Raw genomic sequence first — 16157 nt, 5'->3', positions numbered from 1 at the left:
GTCGGGCTGCCGAAACGCCGGATCGTCGAGCGCACCATCGCCTGGCGCAATCGCTGCCGAGGATCGGCCGGAGCACCGGGAGTGCCTGGACCGCCGCGCGCCTGGCCTCCTGCGACGGACCCTGGGCGGAAGGGGAGCGACCCGTCAGGTCCAGGACAGCGCAGCTGCCATGCTAGGCCTGCTTCCGCTCGATCAGCCCGCGCCGGATCCGCCGCCCCCGCCGGATGCGGTCCTCGATGAAATCCGCCTGGCCGTAGCGCACGGCGCGCGCCAGCGCGTGGCTGTCCTCGGTGAACCGCGCGAGCATCTCCAGCAGCGCGTCGCGGTTGTTCAGGAAGATGTCGCGCCACATGTCGACGTCGCTCGACGCGATGCGGGTGAAGTCGCGGAAGCCCGAGGCCGCGAAGCGCAGCACCGCCTCCCGCGTCTCCTCCGCCAGGTCGTCCGCCGTGCCGCAGATGGTGAAGGCGATCAGATGCGGCAGGTGGCTGACGATCGCCACCACCTTGTCATGCGTCTCGGCATCCATGCGCTCGACCATCGAGCCGCAGCGGCGCCAGAACTCGGCGATCCGCTCGACCGACGCCGCATCGCCGCCCGGCACCGGGGTGACGATGACGTAGCGGTGCTCGAACAGCTCGGCGAAGCCGGCATCGGGGCCACTGTGCTCGGTGCCCGCCATCGGATGCGCCGGCACCAGCTGCACGCCCGCCGGCAGCAGCGGCTTCAGGTCGCGGATGACGCTGCCCTTGGTCGAGCCCGCATCGCTCAGGATGCAGCCCGGCGCCAGATGCGGCGCGATCTGCCGCATCACCCCGGCATAGGCGCCGACGGGGACGGACAGGATGACGCAATCGGCGCCCTCGACCGCGCGGCCCGCATCGGCTTCCACCACGTCGGCGAAGCCCAGCTCCTGCACCCGCGCCAGCGTCTCCGGCCGGCGGGTATGGGCGACGATGGTGCGGGCGATGCCGCCCTTGGCCTTGGCCGCCCGGGCGATCGAACTGCCGATCAGCCCGACGCCGATGAGGCAAAGCCGCTCGAAGAGGAATTCAGCCATCCGTGCCGCGCAGGAAGGCGCCCAGCGCGTCCAGCACCATGCCGCATTCCTCGGCATTGCCGATGGTGATGCGCAAGGCTTGCGGCAGGCTGTAGGAGCCCATGGCGCGCACGATCAGGCCGCGCGCCTTCAGCGCCGCATCCGCCGCCCGGGCTTTCTCGGCGGTGCCGAAATCCGCCAGGATGAAGTTGCCCTCGCTCGGGGTGACGGTGAGCCCCAGGGCCCGCAGCCCGTCGCTGACCTTGGCGCGCCAGGCGTCGTTGTGCGCGACCGAGGCCTCGACCCAGCCCGGCTCGGCCAGCGCCGCGATGCCGGCGACCATGGCGGGGGCGTTCACGTTGAACGGCCCGCGCACCCGGTTGAGGATGTCGGCGACATGCGGCGGCGCGTAAGCCCAGCCGAGCCGCACGCCGCCCAGGCCGAAGACCTTGCTGAAGGTCCGCGTCATCACCGTGTTGGTGCCGGCCTCGACCAGCGCGACGCCCGGGTCGTAGTCCGGCCGGGTGACGTACTCGGCATAGGCGCTGTCCAGCACCAGCAGCACGTCCTCGCGCAGGCCGGCGCGCAGCCGGTTGACCTCGGCGGCCGGCAGCATGGTGCCGGTCGGGTTGTTCGGGTTGGCCAGGAACATCAGCTTCGTGCGCGGCCCGACCGCGGCCAGCATGGCGTCGACGTCGGCCGTCAGGTTCTTCTCCGGCACCTTGATCACCTGGCAGCCGGCATAGCGGCCGGCGATGTCGTACATGACGAAGCCATGCGCGCTCATCACCAGCTCGGTGCCCTCGCCGCCATAGGACAGGATCAGCGCGCCGATCAGCTCGTCCGACCCGTTGCCGCAGACGATCTTCGCCGGGTCGAGCCCGAAGCGGGCGCCGATCGCCTCGCGCAGCGCGCGGGCGCCGCCATCGGGGTAGCGGTGCAGCTCGGTCGCCAGCTTCGCATAGGCCGCCTGCACGCCCGGCGGCACGCCGAAGGCGCCCTCGTTCGAGGACAGCTTGACGATACGGTTGACGCCGGGAATCTTCGATTCGCCGCCGACATAGGGCTCGATCGAGAGGATCGAAGGGCGGGGCATCAGGGCAGGCATCAGCCTTGGTCTCCTCTCTCGGGCACCGCGTAGAAACCCAGCGGCAGGGCACGGTCGAAGGGCAGGGCGGCGAGCCGCGGATCGCCCTCCGCCACCACGCCATCCACCTCGGCCAGGGCCCGCACCACGCCGCCGTCGCGCCGGGTCAGCAGGCTGCGGGGGGTCAGGCCGGCGGCGGCCAGCGCCCCCATGATCTGCGCCCGGCCCCGGTCATCCGCCAGTTCCAGCCGCAGCAGCGACCGGTCGGCGCCGCTCGGGTCGGCGGCACCCGGGGTCACGGCATAGGCTTCCGGCAGGTTCTCGGCATTCGCCGCCCAGAAGGGCAGCCGCGCCACCACCTGCAGCCGCGGCGCGTCGAGCCCCATCCACCAGGCCCGGTCCAGCGGCTCGCCCTCCTCGGGCAGCGGCAGCACCGCCACCTGCGCCTCGCCGGACCCCACGGCGGCGAGCGCCCGCGCCGCGGTCGGCATGCTGCGCACCGGGGTCGCGCTGCCGAAATGATCCCGCGCCAGCCGGGGCTGCTCCGGGTCACGGGCATAGACCGCGACGGTGAAGCCGCCCTGCATGGCGCTGCTGGAGGCCAGGATCTCCCGCCAAAGCCGCACCAGGGCGCCCGGCGGCAGGTCGCCGTGGTGGCGGCCGAGCAGGCGGCGGAGGATCATCGCCTCCCGCCCCGGGCGCAGCGGGCTGGCGCCGCCCTTGACCCGGCTGGCGGCGAGCGAGGCGACGACCTCGGCCCGGCGCATGACCAGGTCGTGCAGCTGGTCGTCGAGGCGATCGATCTCGCCCCGCAGGGCCGCGAGGGGATTTTCGGGCGGGGGCGCGGTGTCGGCGGCTGAGGTCATTGTCCGAAGGTTCTTTCCGGACTGCTTTAGACGCGGCTGCGCCCGCCGCCAAGCCGATCACGGCGCCGCGCGGTTCCGGCGGACGGCGATCTGCTCTATGCAGGCAGCGTGAGGATCACGCCCACCATGTCAGCCCCCGTCGCCCCCTTCCCGCAGGTGGACCACCAGCGTGCCGTCTTCGCCGACGGCCTGGCGCTGGACTGCGGGATGACGATCGCGCCGCTGGCGGTGGCCTACCGCACCTACGGCACGCTGAACGCGGCGCGCAGCAACGCGGTGCTGGTCTGCCATGCCCTGACCGGCGACCAGTACGTGGCCGAGACCCAGCCGCTGACCGGCAAGCCCGGCTGGTGGGAGACCATCATCGGCCCGGGCAAGCCGCTCGACACCGACCGCTACTTCCTGATCTGCGCCAACGTGCTCGGCGGCTGCATGGGCAGCACCGGCCCGCGGGAGGAGATGACGGATGCCGAAGGGCACGGCCTCGGCCGGCCCTGGGGCACGGATTTCCCCAACATCACCATCCGCGACATGGTCCGCGCCCAGCAGCGGCTGGTCGAGCACCTGGGCATCACCCGGCTGCTCGGCGTGGTCGGCGGGTCGATGGGCGGCATGCAGGTGCTGGAATGGGCGGCGACCTTCCCGGACGCGGTCTATGCCGCGGCGCCGATCGCCACCGCGGCCTATCATTCCGCGCAGAACATCGCCTTCGACGAGGTCGGCCGCGCCGCCATCCAGTCCGACCCCGACTGGAAGGGCGGGCGGTACTGGGCGGACGGCCGGGTCCCCGCCCAGGGCCTCTCGGTGGCGCGGATGGTCGCCCACATCACCTACCTGTCCGAACAGGCGCTGACCCGGAAATTCGGCCGAAGGCTGCGCGGCGCCTCGGCGCTGACCTTCCTCGAGGACGTCTTCGAGGTGGAGAGCTACCTGCGCCACCAGGGCAGCACCTTCGTCCGCCGCTTCGATGCCAACAGCTACCTGACCATCACCCGGGCGATGGACTACTTCGACCTGTCCGCCGAGCACAACGGCGACCTGGCGGCCGCCTTCCGCGGCACCAGGACGCGGTTCTTCGTCGCCTCCTTCTCCTCCGACTGGCTGTTCCCGACGACCGAGAGCCGCGCCATCGTCCGCGCCCTGAACGCCGCGGCGGCCAACGTCTCCTTCGTCGAGATCGAATCCGACAAGGGCCACGACGCCTTCCTGCTGGAGGAGCCCGACTTCCACCGCGCGCTGGGCGGCTTCCTCGCCGGCTGCGCCGACCGGCTGGGGGTCTGAGCATGGACGCCGCCTTCGACCTGGCGCGGGAGGGCGAGGCGGCGCCGCTGCGCGACCTGCTGGACCAGGGCCTGCCGGCCAACCAGCAGAATGCCCGCGGCGACAGCCTGCTGATGGTCGCCGCCTATGCCGGGCGGCAGGCCACGGCCAGGCTGCTGCTCGACCGCGGCGCCGATCCCGGCCTGGCCAATGCCAAGGGGCAGTTGCCGATCGTCGGCGCCGCCTACCAGGGCGATGCGCGGATGGTGGCGCTGCTGCTCGACCACGGCGCGGGGCTGGACGCTGCCGGGCCGGATGGCCGGACCGCGTTGCTCACCGCGGCGCTGTTCGACCGCGCCGCGGTGGTGGAATTGCTGCTCGCCCGCGGCGCCGACCCGCGACGGGTGGATGCCAAGGGGATGACCCCGCTGGCGGCGGCGCGGGCGATGGGCGCGCGGGTGACGCCCGCCTTGCTGGAACAGGCCCTGGGCCCGGCCTGACCCCGGCGCCCGCCCTCCCTGCCCCGAACCGCAACGCCCCAGGCCGACCACCATGCCCGACACCCACCACCCCGTCCGCTACGTCGCCAAGAACATGCGGCTCGACCTCCGCCTGATCGCGGAGATGGTGCCGCACGGCCAGACCGTGCTGGATATCGGCTGCGGCGACGGCGCCCTGCTGGCCCACCTGTCGGCCGAGAAGGGCGCCGACGCGCGCGGCATCGAGATCGACATGGCGCAGGCGACCCAGGCGGTCGCGGCGGGCCTCGCGGTGATCCAGGGCGATGCCGACCACGACCTGGCCTTCTACCCGGACGGCGCCTTCGACTACGTCATCCTGTCCCGCACCCTGCAGGCGGTGGAACGTCCGCGGGAGGTGCTGCGGCAGATGCTGCGCATCGGCCGGCACGCGATCGTCTCCTTCCCCAATTTCGGCCATTGGCTGCTGCGCTGGCAGCTGGTCAGCACCGGCAGGATGCCGGTGACCGAGACCTGGCACCGCGAATGGTACGAGACGCCGAACATCCATCCCTGCACCATCAAGGACTTCTTCGACCTGTGCCGGCTGGAGGATTACGTGGTGGAGCGCTGGCTGGCGGTCGACGACCAGGGGCTGAAGGCGCCCTGGCGGCGATCCCCCCGGCTGGCCAACCTGTTCGGCGAGCAGGCGTTGTTCCTGCTGCGGCGGGGCTAGGACGCCCCCCGCACCATCCTTGGCCTGGCCCTGTCGGCGGCCCTGCCCCGCGGCGAGACCGGCCGCGATTCAGTGCAGGCGGGCACCCCGCGGCCGGCGGATGACGGGCGGGGGCGCGTCGGACCCGGGGGACCGCGGTGCCGCTTCGGACATCAACGAGGCCGCCAGCGCCGCATGGCGCGCGGCATCGGTGGCACCCATGCGCAGGCACTCCGCCTCGACATAGGATAGCATCAGGCGCAGGGCCGACTGGTCGGTGGTTTCGGCCTCGACTTCGGTAGGCTGGTGCGCAATGCGCATCGAGCGGCTCCGGACATTGTGATCAGGCTTGACACACATACAAGTGACAGCCTAACGCGGCAAGCAGGAAGTCGTTGCCGGGAAGCTCCAATTGGCCGGCCGGTCCTTTCCACGGGCCAGCTTCGCCCGGAATCGATTAACAATACGATGATTTTCTACCTGTGATTATTGAAGTCGCGGTGCCGGACAGATCAGAATTGTTCCATCCAGGGCCGCACCGCGATCTCCCAGCTCCAGGCGCTGCGCGGCTGTCGGATCAACTGCAGATAGGTCTCGGCGATGGCGTCCGGGTCCAGCAAGGTGTCGTCGCCCTTTTCCGGCCGGCGGGCGCCGCGGATGCCGCCATCGATGACGACATGCGCCACATGCACCCCCTTTGGATGCAGCTCGCGCGCCGCCGACTGCGCCAGGCCGCGCAGGGCGAACTTGCCCATGGCGAAAGCCGCGCTCAGCGGATAGCCCTTCACCCCGGCCGAGGCGCCGGTCAGCAGGATGGTGCCCCGCCCCCGCGGCAGCATCCGCCGCGCCGCCTCCCGCACCGCCAGGAACCCGCCGAAGGCGCAGACCTGCAGGCTTTTCTGCACCTCGGCCGGGTCCAGCTCGGCGACCGGGCCGCGGGTGCGGTAGCTGGGGTTGTACACCACCACCTCGGCCTCCCCCGCCGCGGCGAACAGCGCCGCGACCTGCGCCGCATCCGCCGCATCGCAGGCATGGGTCGTGGCGCCGGTCTCCGCCGCCAGCGCCGCCAGCTTGGCCGGGTTGCGCGCGGCGAGTGCCACGCCGTAGCCCTCCCGCGCCAGCCGCCGCGCGAGCGAGGCGGAAAGCCCGTCTCCCGCGCCGATGATCAGGGCCTGTGGCATGCGTCCACCTCCGGCCGCGAGGCTAGACCCGTTCGCGCCCGGGCGGGAAGCCGCGGTGGCGGCGCCGCCCATGCGCTATGCTGGCCGGAACAACCACCGGACACCCGTCATGCCGATTTCCGTCGACCCAGAGAACCGCCGCGTCACCGACGACCTCTATGCCGCCGGGCGCGCCGCCTTCCAGGCCGGGGCCTCGGTGATGGAGAACCCGCTGCCGGGCAGCGGCAATTACGGCCGCGCCTGGTTCGCCGGCTGGCTGGACGGGCTGGCCGATCGGCTGGATGGCGGCGACCGGCCCAGCCGCGCCTACCCGCTGCTGCTGGCCGACGACCGCGCGAATTTCTTCTGAAACCCTCCGCCGGGCGGGCGGCTCAGCCACCGGGCGCCGCATCCAGCGGCACGGCGACCTCGGCGCGCAACCCGGCCGGCGCGAAGTCGGACGAGACGGTGCCACGCAGGTCGTGCCGCACCTGCCGCCCGATCAGTCCGGAGCCGAAGCCGCGCCGCAGCGGCGCGACCACCGGCGGCCCTCCCGCCTCGATCCAGCATAGCCGCAGGGTCCGCGCTTCGCTCCCCTCCAGGGTCCAGCTGATCGTCACCCGCCCATGCGGCACCGACGGCGCGCCGTATCTCAAGGCATTGGTCGCCGGCTCGTGCGGCACCATGCCCATCGCCAGCGCGATCCGTGGCGGCACCGCGACCGCTGGCCCTTGCAGCGGGATGCGCACCTTGCCATCGGCATGGGGATCCAGCTCCTTCAGCGCCAGCTCGCGCAGCGGCACCGGATTCCAGCCCGCGGCCGAGACCATCTCATGCGCCCGGGCCAGCGCCGGCAGCTGCCGGGTCGGCGCGCCGGCCGCCAGCACCAGGTCGACCAAGCCGCCGCCGATCGCGCTCTCGGCATCCCCGGACAGGCCGGCACGTCGTCCTTGCCGCCCGGGCTGCCCCCCGGGGCCAGGGTCAGCCCGCCATTCGCCTTGATCGCCGTCAGCCCGAGCGTGCCGTCGCTGCCGGGGCACGAAAGCAGGATGCCGGCGGCGACCTCGCCCTGGTCCCTGGCCGGGGAGACCAGGAAGATGTCGATCGGCCGCGGCTCGCGCGGCGCCGCGGCGTCATCCGGCCGGAGCTGGAACCGGCCGCTGGCGACGATCAGCCTGCCGTTGGTGGTCGGCACATAGGCGCGGCCCGGCTCCAGGACCTGGCCGTCTTCCATGGCAAGAACCGGCAGGGACCCGCCATCCTGCAGGATGGCGGGCAGCACGCTGGTGTGGTCCGGGCCGATATGGGTGACCACGACCAGCGCCGCCGCCAGATCGGCCGGCATGGCCAGGACCGGCGACTTGCGCGCTTCGACGCCCCCCGCCGAGGCGCCGATCCCAAGGACGGGGAAGCCGGACCGGGCACGCATGCCGTGTCTTCCAAGAAACCGCCGCATGACGAGCGCACGACACGAATACCGCGTGGCATCCGATACGCGCGAAGCCCGGTTGCAACCACGACAAATCGACGGTTGAGACCGTCAGTCCAGCGTCTCCAGCAGCTCGCACAGCACGGCGCAGCGCGGCGCCAGGTCGGCCCAGCGGATGTGCTCCTCCGGCGCATGCGCCCCGGCGCCGGTGCAGCCGAGCCCGTCCAGCGTCGGGATGCCCATGGCGGCGGTGAAATTGCCGTCCGAGCCGCCGCCGCGATGCTGCTTCGGCAGGTCGAAGCCGATCCGCGCGGCGATCGCCCTGGCGGTCTCGAACAGCGCCAGGCCTTCGGCGGTTTCCTCCAGCGGCGGCCGGTTCAGCCCGCCCTCGAGAGTGATGCGGATGCCGTCCGCCTCGCCGCCCAGCGCCCGGATCGCGGCGATGACGCGTTCGGCCTCGGCCAGGCTGGGCGCGCGGAAGTCGATCCGGCAGCCGGCCGCGGGCGGGATGACATTGGGCCTTGTGCCGCCCCAGACCGGCGCGACATTGGTGGTGACGCCGCGGGGCAGGTCGGTCAGCGCGTGGATCGCCAGGATGGCGCGGGACAGCGCCACCACGGCGCTCCGCCCCTCCGACCAATTGCCGCCGGCATGCGCGGAGCGGCCCTCGACGGTCAAGGTGAAGCCGCCGGTGCCCTTGCGGCCGGTGACGCAGGCGCCCTGCGGACCGCCGGCGGGTTCGGGGATCAGCACCGCCCGCGCCCCGCGCGCCGCGGCCTCGATCGGCGCGCGGGAGGTCGGGCTGCCGACCTCCTCGTCCGGGGTCAGCAGCAGGGTGATGGGGCGCCTGGTCTTCGTGCCCTGGCGCAGGATCTCCCGCACGCTGTGGAAGGCGAAGAAGCTGCCGGCCTTCATGTCGTAGATGCCGGGGCCATGGGCGCGCTCGCCCTCCACCCGGAAGGGCATGGAGCCGGCCAGCGTCCCGTGGTCCCAGACCGTGTCGAGGTGCCCGGCCACCACCACCGGCGCGCCTTCGCCCGGCGTCCGGGCGACCAGCGTGTCGCCGAAGCCGCGGCTGCCCGGCAGCCGCTCGATCGCCGCGCCCACCGCCCGCAACTCGGCCTCGGCCGTGTCCAGCAGCCGGTTCACCGCGGCGCCGTCCGGCGTCGGGGTCTCGTGCTCCACCCATCCCCGCAACTCGGCGAGCAGGCGGTCGGAGGTGCCGATATCGGTCACGGGCATGCAGGGGTCCTTTGTGTGGTGGGGGCGGCGCCATCCTTGTCGCTGGAGGGGCCGAGGGCTAGACCGGCCGGGCACCAGGCAAGGTTCCCCATGTCCGACGGCATGTGTTTCGAGGATCTCTCGGTCGGCCTCACGGCCAGCTTCGGCAAGACCATCACCGAGGCCGACATCGTCCTGTTCGCCGCGGTCACCGGCGACACCAACCCGATGCACCTCAACGCCGACTATGCCCAGACCTCACCCTTCGGCGAGCGCATCGCGCATGGCATGCTGGCGGCCGGGCTGATCACCAAGGTGCTCGGCACCCAGCTGCCCGGCCCGGGCACCATCTACATGTCGCAGACGGTGAAATTCCGCGCCCCCGTGCTGATCGGCCAGACGGTGACCGCGACGGTCGAGGTGCTGGCGCTGCATCCGGAGAAGCACCGCGCCACGCTGCGCACCGTCTGCGCCGTGCGCGGCGTCCCGGTGCTGGAGGGCGAGGCCTTCGTCTCGGTGCCGACGCGTGCCGCCCGGAGGACCCAAGCCGAGGCGCTGGCACAGGCGCTGGCGGCGGAATGACGCCCGCCATCAGCGCCTCCGATGACCGGAGGGCGGCAGCCCGCAGGTCTGAATCGGCGGCGCCCGCCATCATCACCGACTGGCGCGCCGTGCCGGCCGGGCTGCGCGGCGCCAGCATCGCGCTCGGCAACATGGACGGGGTGCATCGCGGGCACCTGGCGGTGCTGCAGGCGGCGCATGCCGCCCGGCCCGGCGCCAAGCTGGCCGCGCTGACCTTCGAGCCGCATCCGCGCGAGCATTTCCGCCCCGAGGACCCGCCCTTCCGGCTGACCCTGCTGCCGGCCAAGGCGGCGGCGCTGGGCGCCGCCGGCGCCGCGGTGGTCTATGCGCTGCGCTTCGACGCGGCACTGGCGGCGATGCCGGCCGAGGCCTTCTTCCGCGACGTGCTGCAGGACGGGCTCGGCGCCGCGCACCTGTCCTGCGGCCAGGACTTCGCCTTCGGCCACCGCCGCGGCGGCGATGCCGGGACCATCGCCCGGCTGGCGGAGGCCGCCGGGATCGGCACCACCATCGTCCCCCCGCTGGTCGATGCGCAGGGGCCGGTCTCCTCCACCCGCATCCGCCGGGCGCTGCAGGACGGCTACCCGGAACGCGCGACGGCGATGCTCGGCCGGCCGTGGGAAATCCGCGGCGAGGTGGTGCATGGCGACAAGCTCGGCCGGGTGCTGGGCTGGCCGACCGCCAACATGTGGATCGGCCGGCACCTGGAGCCGGCGCGCGGCGTCTATGCGGTGACCGTGGCGCTGCCGGACGGGACGGAGGCCAAGGGGGTGGCCAATGTCGGGCGCCGGCCGACCCTCGGCGGCGACCCGGAGACGCGGCTGGAGACCTTCATCTTCGACTGGTCGGGCGACCTCTACGGCCGGGAGATCGGCGTGCGGCTGGTGAAATTCCTCCGGCCGGATGCGAAATTCGCCGGGCTGGAGGAGCTGAAGCTGGCGATCGCGCAGGACGCCCTGAATGCGCGGCAGGCTTTGGGGTGAAGGCCAGGGGGCGCCGCCCCCTGGACCCCCGCCAAAGGCCGAAAGGCCCTTGGAACCCTTGGGTTGGGGCGGAGGGGGCGGCTGCCGTCCCCCGGCCTTCCTTCACGCCCAGTCAGAAGCCGCCACCAGCCCGAGCAATCCTGCCAGCGCCACCCATTCCGGCCGCACCGCTGCCTCCGGCCAGAGGAAGTTCAGCGTGCCGCGGCATTCCCCGCGCAGCACCACCGGGATGTTGACGATGCTGCGCAGGCCGAGTGCGGCGATCAGTGCATGGTCGGCGAAATGGGCGCGGATCGCCGCCTCGCCCTCGCCGACGAAGACCCGGGCCTCCAGCAGCACCTGGCGGCCCCAATCGGTGTCGCGCTTCGGCTTGGCGCCACCGACCGGATAGGCCACGGGGTCCGAGCTGTGGATCCGCCGCACCGTCATCGCCGCGGCGTCGAAGCGCATGGCGGTGCAGAGGCCGTGGCCCATCGCCTCCCGCGCGGCGGCATCCGCCGCGCGCAGCAAGGCCAGCGGCGCCGGGTCGCGCGCCGCGGCGGCGAGCCGGGCGAGCTGCGCCGCGGAAAGCCGCGCCTCAGGCATCGCCCGCCGTCACGCCCAATTCGCGGATGACCTGGCTCCATTTCGCCGCGTCGGCGCGCATCCGGGCGGCGAAATCGGCCGGCGTCTCCGGCGCCACCTCGACGCCGATCGCCGCCATCTTGCCCTTCACCTCGGGCAGCAGCAGGGCGCGGTTGATCTCGGCATTCAGCCGCGCGACCACCGCCGGCGGCATCCCGCGCGGGCCGAGCACGCCGTACCAGACCGCCATGGCATAGCCGGGCAGCGATTCCGCCACCGTCGGCACCTCGGGCAGCAGGGCGCTGCGGGTCGCCTCGGTCACCGCCAGCAGGCGGAGGCGCCCGTCGCGCACATGCGGCAGGGTCTGGGTGCCGGCCGAGAAGAACAGCTGCACCTGGCCCGCGACCGTATCCAGCACCGCCGGCGCGCCGCCGCGATAGGGCACGTGCACCATCTCGACGCCGGCCATGCGGCAGAACATCGCCGCGCACAGGTGGTTGGTCGAACCCGGGCCGGCCGAGGCATAGCTGAGCTTCCCCGGATTGGCCTTCAGGTGGGCGATGAATTCGGGGACCGTCCGCGCCGGCACCGAGGGGTGGACCACCATGGTGTTCAGCACGAAGGCCAGCAGCGCGATCGCGGTGAAGTCCTCGACCCCGTCGAAGGGCATGTCCTTCATGAGCGCCGCGTTCATCGCATGCGTGCTCATCGTGGCGAAGAGCAGCGCATGGCCGTCGGGCGCGGCGCGGGCGACGGCGGCCGAGCCGATATTGCCCGAGGCGCCGGAGCGGTTCTCCACCACCACCGGCTGGCCGAGCGCCGTGCGCAGCGGCTCGGCCAGGGTGCGCGCCAGGATGTCGGTGGACCCGCCGGGCGCCCAGGGCACGGTGATGGTGACCGGCCGGCTGGGCCAGGCGTCCTGCGCCCGGGCGGGGGCAGCAAGGGCGGCGGCGGCAAGCACCGCCCGGCGTGTCGTTCGGAATGGCCTTGTCATCGTCGATATCCCGGCATCGCCGCATCCTCGCGCAGAACCCCCGGTTTCCAAAGGCCTCCGGGCCTTTGGTGGGGTGGCCTGGAGGGGCGACGCCGCTCCAGCCTTGACCCCGCGCCACCCCTGGACGTATGCCTGTGGCCGGCGGCCCCGGCCGTTCCTCGCGATTTGTCCGGCCAGCTTGCGGCGAGGTGAAACAAGCGCGCTAAACGGCCGTCGGGGGTGACCCGTCGCCCCCTGCCCCGTCCAACGGGCCGGACACCGTCGTTGCCACCAAGGTGTCCCACCGCATGTCCAAGACCCTGCCGCCCCGCACCCTGCGCCCCGCCACGCTGCTGGTCCGCGGCGGCACCATGCGCACCGACATGGACGAGACCTCCGAGGCCTTGTTCCTCACCTCCGGCTTCGTCTACGACAGCGCCGAGCAGGCCGAGGCGACCTTCGCCGGGACCCAGACCCACTACCAGTATTCCCGCTTCGGCAACCCCACGGTGGCGATGCTGGAGCAGCGCCTGGCCCTGCTGGAAGGGGCCGAGGCCTGCCGGATGACGGCGACGGGGATGGCGGCGGTGCATGCCGCGATGCTGTCGCACCTGAAGACCGGCGACCGCGTGGTGGCCTCCCGCGCGCTGTTCGGGTCCTGCCACTGGATCGTCTCCACCCTGCTGCCGCGCTACGGGATCGAGAGCGTCTTCGTCGATGGCGGGGATCTCGCGCAATGGCGCGAGGCCCTGTCGAGGCCGACGGCGCTGGTGCTGCTGGAGACGCCGTCCAACCCGATGCTCGACGTCATCGACCTGGAAGCGGTGGCCGACCTGGCGCACAAGGCCGGCGCCATCGTCGTGGTCGACAACGTCTTCGCCACGCCGCTGCTGCAGCGGCCGCTTACCCTTGGGGCGGATGTGGTGGTCTATTCCTGCACCAAGCACATGGACGGCCAGGGCCGGGTGCTCGGCGGCGCCGTGCTCGGCAGCAAGAAGTGGGTCGAGGAGGTGCTGCAGCCCTTCACCCGCAACACCGGGCCGGCGCTCAGCCCGTTCAACGCCTGGGTGATCCTCAAGGGCCTCGAGACGCTGAGCCTGCGGGTCAACGCGATGTGCCGCAGCGCCGCGCAGGTCGCCGACTTCCTCGCCGAACGGCCGGAGGTCGCGCGCGCGCTCTACCCGTTCCGCGCCGACCACCCGCAGCAGGCGCTGGCGTGTCGGCAGATGTCGGGCGGCGGCACGCTGGTGACGTTCGAGCTGAAGGGCGGCAAGGACGCCGCCTTCCGCTTCTGCAACGCGCTGCGGGTGATCGACGTCTCCAACAACCTCGGCGATGCGAAGTCGATGGTGACGCATCCGGCGACCACGACGCATATGCGCATCGGGGCGGAGGAGCGGGCGAAGCTCGGCATCACCGACGGCACGATCCGGCTCTCGGTCGGGCTGGAGGACGTGGCCGACCTGATCGACGACCTGGCCGAGGCGCTGGACGCCGCCGGCGTCCCGGTGGCGCGCGCCGCCGAATAGCCGCCGCTGGCGGCGGCTTCGCGGGCGTGGCATCCTCCCGGCAAATCGGGGGGAGTTGCCATGGCCTATATGTCCGGGGGCCGCGACGCCGCCGCCATCGCCCAGACCCGGGCGGGTGCCTGACGCCATGCCGGAGCCCCGCATCCCGGAATGGACCGCGGTGACGCAGGAGGTCCGCGTCACCGTTCGCACCTACTACCTGGCCGACCAGTCGGAGCCCGGGCGCAGCCACTATGCCTGGGCCTATCGCGTCACCATCGCCAACGAGGGCCGCCGGACGGTGCAGCTGCTGAAGCGCACCTGGCAGATCACCGACGGCCAGGGCCGCACCCAGCGGGTGCATGGCGACGGGGTGGTGGGCGAGCGCCCGGTGCTCGATCCCGGGGAGAGCTTCGAATACACCTCCGGCACCCCGCTGGCGACACCGTCCGGCTTCATGCGCGGCACCTACCACATGCTGGCGGTGGAGACCGGCGAGGCCTTCGACGTGGCGATCCCCGGCTTCAGCCTGGACAGCCCGCACCAGCCCAGCGCGATGCACTGACGCGGCAGGCGCCAACGTGGCGCAATAGATGAGAAGCCCTGGGAGACTGCCTTCCCCCCCGGACTTGCCTACCTGATCGCCCGCACCAGCGCTGCCTCGAGCCGCCCCAGCGCATCCCCCAGCGCCGCCGACATCGCCGCCGCCGCGGCATCGGCCGCCACCTTGCCGTCGGCGCGCGGACCGCCCGGCAGCGGCGCGGTGCCGTCGGCCAGGAACTGCCCCAGCACCCGGCTGGTGCCGCCGGTGCCATCCGCCAGCAGCAGGGCGGAGAGCGAGGCGCGGGCGATGCCGGCCGCCGGCTCGGCCTGCAGCCGGGTCAGCTCGGCTTCCAGGATCACCCCCGCCCGCAGGCGGGAGCCCGGGGCGGTGACCGCGGCGAAGCGGCCGCTGGCCAGCAGCCAGCGGCGCAGCGCCTCCTCCGCCAGGTCGGCCGGCGGGGCGGTCCATTCGTTCCAGAAATCCACCGTCACGTCGTCCCGCGCGCCGAGCACCCGCAGGCCGCGCTGGTCGAGGCCCGGTGCCGCCCGCATGGTCCGCAGCAGCAACACCGGGCCGCGCTTCGCCGGCGCCGGTCCAGGCGGGCGGTCCGGCGCCAGGACGAAGCGCTGGGTCTGCTGGTAGGGGCGGTCCGGCAGCACGCTGCAGGCGGGCAGCGCCAGCGCGGCAAGGATCAAGGCACGGCGGTTCATCGGCGGGGTTCCATGGGCGCGGGTGGCGGCGCGCCGAAGATCGCCTGCGACGGGTAGCGGCGCAGCTGCTCGGTGGTGTCGCGCAGGTTGGCCACCGCCGCGCGCAGGTCGCGCAGGATCGGCGCCAGCTCCGCCTGGATGTCGGTGGTGGCGCTGCGGGCCGACCGCAGCGAGGCGTCGAGGCTGTTCATGCTGGCCGGCAGCCGGGCGGTGACACCGCGCAGGTCGGCGGTGGCCGCGGCGGCATTGGCCAGGGCCTGCGTCACCTCGCGGCTGGCCAGCAGCCGCCTGGCATCCGCCGCGGTGCCCTGCAGCTCGGCGACCATGCCCGGCACGTCGGCCTGCGTCGCCGCGGCGCGCAGCGTGCGCATCAGGTCGGCGGCCTCGCGCAGGGTCACCGCCAGGTCGCCCTCCTTGACCTGGCCGCGCAGGTCGCCCACCAGGCCGATGACGTTGTCGAGCAGCGCCGGCAGGTCGACCGCCTGTAGCTTCTGCAGCAGCTGTTCCGCCGCGCCCTGCACCTGGGCGACGGTCGACGGGATGGCGGGCACGTAGGGGAAGCGCGGCTCCCAGGGCACGGCGCGGGGCGGGAAGCGGGTCGGGTCGACGAAGTCGAGCTCCAGGTAGTTCACCCCTGTGATGCCCTGCGCGGCGATGCGGACGCGCAGGCCCAGCTTGACCGCCTCCTCGACGTTCGGCGTCTCGCCGATGCGGGCGTTGTCGACGGCGAAGCGGACATAGACCAGCTGGAAGGCGGCGCCGAAGGGGTCGCCCTCCGGCCGGCGGTATTCCGCCGAGACCAGCCCGACCTCCGAGATCCGGCCGATGCTGACGCCGCGGTAGCGGACCGCCGCGCCGACCTCGAGGCCCTGCACCGATTCACGGATGTAGGTCTCGAACTGCCTGCTGTCGCCGCCGAGCCGGTCGGCGGTGAGGAAGAGGATGAAGCCGACGCCGAGCGCCAGCCCGGCCAGCACCAGCGCGCCGACGCGGAGATAGAGGCCACGGGCCTGCGGCATCAGGCCTGATCCCCCGGGCCGGGGTGGGCTGGCATGGTC

General features: G+C 72.9%; 20 protein-coding genes and 1 riboswitch. Of the genes, 8 read left to right on the top strand and 12 right to left on the bottom strand.

Annotated features, from left to right (window positions below):
- Window positions 1–172 precede the first annotated feature (172 nt).
- Genes ACFQS7_RS20290 through ACFQS7_RS20280 form a run of 3 tightly spaced genes read right to left on the bottom strand, consistent with a single transcriptional unit; the run spans window position 173 to window position 2992 of the window.
- Complete coding sequence (locus ACFQS7_RS20290; protein WP_380068948.1) at window positions 173–1060, bottom strand: prephenate/arogenate dehydrogenase family protein; 888 nt, start codon at window positions 1058–1060, stop codon at window positions 173–175.
- On the bottom strand, window positions 1053–2147 hold the full coding sequence (gene hisC, locus ACFQS7_RS20285) for a histidinol-phosphate transaminase (RefSeq protein ID WP_380068947.1): 1095 nt from the start codon (window positions 2145–2147) through the stop codon (window positions 1053–1055). The genes ACFQS7_RS20290 and hisC overlap by 8 nt, the downstream gene beginning before the upstream one ends.
- On the bottom strand, window positions 2147–2992 hold the full coding sequence (locus tag ACFQS7_RS20280; RefSeq protein WP_380068946.1) for a chorismate mutase: 846 nt from the start codon (window positions 2990–2992) through the stop codon (window positions 2147–2149). Before ACFQS7_RS20280 ends, hisC begins: the two co-directional genes overlap by 1 nt.
- Before the next feature lie 126 nt (window positions 2993–3118).
- Between ACFQS7_RS20280 and ACFQS7_RS20275 the strand changes: the two genes are divergently transcribed.
- The 3 genes from ACFQS7_RS20275 to metW all read left to right on the top strand — a co-directional run bounded on the left by ACFQS7_RS20275 (window position 3119) and on the right by metW (window position 5446).
- Entirely contained in the window at window positions 3119–4273 is a 1155-nt protein-coding gene (locus ACFQS7_RS20275) for a homoserine O-acetyltransferase (RefSeq protein ID WP_380068945.1), read from the top strand.
- A 2-nt stretch (window positions 4274–4275) separates the two neighbouring features.
- Window positions 4276–4752 (top strand): ankyrin repeat domain-containing protein, encoded by a 477-nt coding sequence (locus ACFQS7_RS20270; RefSeq protein ID WP_380068944.1) that lies wholly within the window; start codon window positions 4276–4278, stop codon window positions 4750–4752.
- Window positions 4753–4846: 94 nt separating this feature from the next.
- Window positions 4847–5446, top strand: coding sequence for a methionine biosynthesis protein MetW (gene metW / locus ACFQS7_RS20265; protein ID WP_380068962.1), 600 nt, complete (start codon window positions 4847–4849; stop codon window positions 5444–5446).
- A 69-nt stretch (window positions 5447–5515) separates the two neighbouring features.
- Here the strand turns inward: metW and ACFQS7_RS20260 are convergent, their stop codons facing one another.
- Together ACFQS7_RS20260 and ACFQS7_RS20255 are read right to left on the bottom strand one after the other, a co-directional pair.
- The gene (locus ACFQS7_RS20260; RefSeq protein ID WP_380068943.1) at window positions 5516–5746 is read right to left on the bottom strand and encodes a hypothetical protein; all 231 of its coding nucleotides are present in this window, start codon (window positions 5744–5746) and stop codon (window positions 5516–5518) included.
- 191 nt (window positions 5747–5937) lie between these two features.
- The gene (locus tag ACFQS7_RS20255; RefSeq protein ID WP_380068942.1) at window positions 5938–6606 is read right to left on the bottom strand and encodes an SDR family NAD(P)-dependent oxidoreductase; all 669 of its coding nucleotides are present in this window, start codon (window positions 6604–6606) and stop codon (window positions 5938–5940) included.
- A 109-nt stretch (window positions 6607–6715) separates the two neighbouring features.
- Here ACFQS7_RS20255 and ACFQS7_RS20250 point away from each other — a divergent pair, with 109 nt between their 5' ends.
- On the top strand, window positions 6716–6955 hold the full coding sequence (locus ACFQS7_RS20250) for a hypothetical protein (RefSeq protein WP_380068941.1): 240 nt from the start codon (window positions 6716–6718) through the stop codon (window positions 6953–6955).
- A gap of 22 nt (window positions 6956–6977) precedes the next feature.
- Here ACFQS7_RS20250 and ACFQS7_RS20245 read toward each other — a convergent pair whose 3' ends face one another.
- From ACFQS7_RS20245 to ACFQS7_RS20235, 3 genes are all read right to left on the bottom strand, one after another.
- Complete coding sequence (locus tag ACFQS7_RS20245) at window positions 6978–7388, bottom strand: hypothetical protein (RefSeq protein WP_380068940.1); 411 nt, start codon at window positions 7386–7388, stop codon at window positions 6978–6980.
- Window positions 7364–8014 carry a chemotaxis protein CheB gene (locus ACFQS7_RS20240; protein WP_380068939.1) on the bottom strand — a complete coding sequence of 217 codons (651 nt, stop codon included), beginning with the start codon at window positions 8012–8014 and terminating at the stop codon, window positions 7364–7366. The genes ACFQS7_RS20245 and ACFQS7_RS20240 overlap by 25 nt, the downstream gene beginning before the upstream one ends.
- A 111-nt stretch (window positions 8015–8125) precedes the next feature.
- Complete coding sequence (locus tag ACFQS7_RS20235; RefSeq protein WP_380068938.1) at window positions 8126–9256, bottom strand: M20 family metallopeptidase; 1131 nt, start codon at window positions 9254–9256, stop codon at window positions 8126–8128.
- 90 nt (window positions 9257–9346) lie between these two features.
- Here ACFQS7_RS20235 and ACFQS7_RS20230 point away from each other — a divergent pair, with 90 nt between their 5' ends.
- Together ACFQS7_RS20230 and ACFQS7_RS20225 are read left to right on the top strand one after the other, a co-directional pair.
- A complete protein-coding gene (locus ACFQS7_RS20230) occupies window positions 9347–9817 on the top strand; it encodes a MaoC family dehydratase (protein WP_380068937.1) in 471 nt (156 codons plus the stop codon).
- A complete protein-coding gene (locus tag ACFQS7_RS20225) occupies window positions 9814–10800 on the top strand; it encodes a bifunctional riboflavin kinase/FAD synthetase (RefSeq protein ID WP_380068936.1) in 987 nt (328 codons plus the stop codon). Before ACFQS7_RS20230 ends, ACFQS7_RS20225 begins: the two co-directional genes overlap by 4 nt.
- Before the next feature lie 102 nt (window positions 10801–10902).
- On the opposite strand, the gene ACFQS7_RS20220 is transcribed toward ACFQS7_RS20225, so the two are convergent.
- Both ACFQS7_RS20220 and ACFQS7_RS20215 read right to left on the bottom strand, forming a co-directional pair.
- Window positions 10903–11385, bottom strand: coding sequence for a GAF domain-containing protein (locus tag ACFQS7_RS20220; protein WP_380068935.1), 483 nt, complete (start codon window positions 11383–11385; stop codon window positions 10903–10905).
- Complete coding sequence (locus ACFQS7_RS20215) at window positions 11378–12358, bottom strand: Bug family tripartite tricarboxylate transporter substrate binding protein (RefSeq protein ID WP_380068934.1); 981 nt, start codon at window positions 12356–12358, stop codon at window positions 11378–11380. Before ACFQS7_RS20215 ends, ACFQS7_RS20220 begins: the two co-directional genes overlap by 8 nt.
- A gap of 147 nt (window positions 12359–12505) precedes the next feature.
- Window positions 12506–12584: riboswitch (SAM riboswitch) on the top strand.
- Between the two features lie 61 nt (window positions 12585–12645).
- On the opposite strand from ACFQS7_RS20215, the gene metZ reads away from it, so the two are divergent.
- Window positions 12646–13866, top strand: coding sequence for an O-succinylhomoserine sulfhydrylase (metZ, locus tag ACFQS7_RS20210; protein WP_380068933.1), 1221 nt, complete (start codon window positions 12646–12648; stop codon window positions 13864–13866).
- Window positions 13867–13993: 127 nt separating this feature from the next.
- The gene (gene apaG / locus ACFQS7_RS20205) at window positions 13994–14410 is read left to right on the top strand and encodes a Co2+/Mg2+ efflux protein ApaG (protein ID WP_380068932.1); all 417 of its coding nucleotides are present in this window, start codon (window positions 13994–13996) and stop codon (window positions 14408–14410) included.
- A 68-nt stretch (window positions 14411–14478) separates the two neighbouring features.
- On the opposite strand, the gene ACFQS7_RS20200 is transcribed toward apaG, so the two are convergent.
- Together ACFQS7_RS20200 and ACFQS7_RS20195 are read right to left on the bottom strand one after the other, a co-directional pair.
- On the bottom strand, window positions 14479–15099 hold the full coding sequence (locus ACFQS7_RS20200) for a hypothetical protein (protein WP_380068931.1): 621 nt from the start codon (window positions 15097–15099) through the stop codon (window positions 14479–14481).
- Window positions 15096–16118 carry an MlaD family protein gene (locus ACFQS7_RS20195; RefSeq protein WP_380068930.1) on the bottom strand — a complete coding sequence of 341 codons (1023 nt, stop codon included), beginning with the start codon at window positions 16116–16118 and terminating at the stop codon, window positions 15096–15098. Before ACFQS7_RS20195 ends, ACFQS7_RS20200 begins: the two co-directional genes overlap by 4 nt.
- Window positions 16119–16157 lie beyond the last annotated feature (39 nt).

The organism is Dankookia sp. GCM10030260 (genome assembly GCF_042666655.1).
GTDB lineage: Bacteria > Pseudomonadota > Alphaproteobacteria > Acetobacterales > Acetobacteraceae > Paracraurococcus.
The sequence above is the reverse complement of the archived record's forward strand: the minus strand, read 5'-3'. Positions and strand labels throughout refer to the sequence as shown.

What these genes read in the sequence shown, in the direction of transcription:
- ACFQS7_RS20290 (WP_380068948.1), bottom strand. Translation starts at nt 1,060, where the DNA reads ATGGCTGAATTCCTCTTCGAGCGGCTTTGCCTCATCGGCGTCGGGCTG.
- hisC (WP_380068947.1), bottom strand. Translation starts at nt 2,147, where the DNA reads ATGCCTGCCCTGATGCCCCGCCCTTCGATCCTCTCGATCGAGCCCTAT.
- ACFQS7_RS20280 (WP_380068946.1), bottom strand. Translation starts at nt 2,992, where the DNA reads ATGACCTCAGCCGCCGACACCGCGCCCCCGCCCGAAAATCCCCTCGCG.
- ACFQS7_RS20275 (WP_380068945.1), top strand. Translation starts at nt 3,119, where the DNA reads ATGTCAGCCCCCGTCGCCCCCTTCCCGCAGGTGGACCACCAGCGTGCC.
- ACFQS7_RS20270 (WP_380068944.1), top strand. Translation starts at nt 4,276, where the DNA reads ATGGACGCCGCCTTCGACCTGGCGCGGGAGGGCGAGGCGGCGCCGCTG.
- metW (WP_380068962.1), top strand. Translation starts at nt 4,847, where the DNA reads ATGCGGCTCGACCTCCGCCTGATCGCGGAGATGGTGCCGCACGGCCAG.
- ACFQS7_RS20260 (WP_380068943.1), bottom strand. Translation starts at nt 5,746, where the DNA reads ATGCGCATTGCGCACCAGCCTACCGAAGTCGAGGCCGAAACCACCGAC.
- ACFQS7_RS20255 (WP_380068942.1), bottom strand. Translation starts at nt 6,606, where the DNA reads ATGCCACAGGCCCTGATCATCGGCGCGGGAGACGGGCTTTCCGCCTCG.
- ACFQS7_RS20250 (WP_380068941.1), top strand. Translation starts at nt 6,716, where the DNA reads ATGCCGATTTCCGTCGACCCAGAGAACCGCCGCGTCACCGACGACCTC.
- ACFQS7_RS20240 (WP_380068939.1), bottom strand. Translation starts at nt 8,014, where the DNA reads ATGCGTGCCCGGTCCGGCTTCCCCGTCCTTGGGATCGGCGCCTCGGCG.
- ACFQS7_RS20235 (WP_380068938.1), bottom strand. Translation starts at nt 9,256, where the DNA reads ATGCCCGTGACCGATATCGGCACCTCCGACCGCCTGCTCGCCGAGTTG.
- ACFQS7_RS20230 (WP_380068937.1), top strand. Translation starts at nt 9,347, where the DNA reads ATGTCCGACGGCATGTGTTTCGAGGATCTCTCGGTCGGCCTCACGGCC.
- ACFQS7_RS20225 (WP_380068936.1), top strand. Translation starts at nt 9,814, where the DNA reads ATGACGCCCGCCATCAGCGCCTCCGATGACCGGAGGGCGGCAGCCCGC.
- ACFQS7_RS20220 (WP_380068935.1), bottom strand. Translation starts at nt 11,385, where the DNA reads ATGCCTGAGGCGCGGCTTTCCGCGGCGCAGCTCGCCCGGCTCGCCGCC.
- ACFQS7_RS20215 (WP_380068934.1), bottom strand. Translation starts at nt 12,358, where the DNA reads ATGACAAGGCCATTCCGAACGACACGCCGGGCGGTGCTTGCCGCCGCC.
- metZ (WP_380068933.1), top strand. Translation starts at nt 12,646, where the DNA reads ATGTCCAAGACCCTGCCGCCCCGCACCCTGCGCCCCGCCACGCTGCTG.
- apaG (WP_380068932.1), top strand. Translation starts at nt 13,994, where the DNA reads ATGCCGGAGCCCCGCATCCCGGAATGGACCGCGGTGACGCAGGAGGTC.
- ACFQS7_RS20200 (WP_380068931.1), bottom strand. Translation starts at nt 15,099, where the DNA reads ATGAACCGCCGTGCCTTGATCCTTGCCGCGCTGGCGCTGCCCGCCTGC.
- ACFQS7_RS20195 (WP_380068930.1), bottom strand. Translation starts at nt 16,118, where the DNA reads ATGCCGCAGGCCCGTGGCCTCTATCTCCGCGTCGGCGCGCTGGTGCTG.